This window comes from Paenibacillus forsythiae T98 (genome assembly GCF_000520735.1).
GTDB lineage: Bacteria > Bacillota > Bacilli > Paenibacillales > Paenibacillaceae > Paenibacillus_AQ > Paenibacillus_AQ forsythiae.
On sequence record NZ_ASSC01000350.1, the window covers coordinates 1 to 927 of the forward strand.

Sequence of the window (927 nt, forward strand, 5' to 3'; positions counted from 1 at the left end):
TCAGGGACTTAACCACTTGAATATGGATGATATGCAAAAATGACAATCACTGCCTTGGCGCAATCCGCCGCAGCTCTACACCTTCTCTTCGTCTCTCAGAGCGTCCAGAATCTGCCGGGCGAGCTTGTCGCCAATGGACAGGGGACGGAAATCCTCAATGGTCGCTTCTTTGATTTTCTTGAGCGACCCGAAATGCTTCAGCAGCAGCTTCCGCCGCTTCTCCCCGATTCCCGGGATGGAATCAAGCCGAGAGGTGACCATTGACTTGCCGCGCTGCTCGCGGTGGAATGTAATGGCGAAGCGGTGCACTTCGTCCTGAATGCGCTGGAGCAGATAAAATTCCTCGCTGTCCCGGGCGAGATGAACCGGCTCCGGCGGGTCGCCGACCAGCAGCTCCGCAGTCTTGTGCTTGGCGTCCTTGACGAGACCGCAGACCGGGATGAACAGGCCCAGCTCGTTCTCCAGAATATCGACGGCCGCAGAAATCTGGCCTCTGCCGCCGTCCACCACGATCAGGTCCGGCTGCGGCAGATTCTCTTTCAGCACCCGCTCATAGCGGCGGCGGATCACCTCGCGCATCGTCTCATAGTCGTCCGGCCCTTGCACGGTGCGCACCTTGTATTTGCGGTACTCCTTCTTCGCCGGCTTGCCGTCGATGAACACAACCATGGCCGATACGGGATTCGCCCCCTGGATGTTCGAGTTGTCGAACGCCTCGATCCGGCTGAGGCTCTCCAGCCCCAGGCTCTGCCCGAGCCCGAGCGCCGCGCCGGAGGTTCGCTCTTCATCCCGCTCGATCAGGCGGAACTTCTCTTCGAGCGCCACGCGCCCGTTCTCGCAGGCCATGCGGACCATCTGCTTCTTGAGTCCGCGCCGTGGCACCATGACCTTGACGCCCAGCCACTGCTGCAGCGCAGCCGCCCCGCC

Annotated in this window: 1 protein-coding gene; it reads right to left on the reverse strand. The window is 61.3% G+C overall.

The window, feature by feature from the left end:
• Positions 1-75: 75 nt before the first annotated feature.
• On the reverse strand, positions 76-927 hold an 852-nt coding region (locus L692_RS0111230; protein WP_025699888.1), incomplete at its 5' end, for a helix-hairpin-helix domain-containing protein.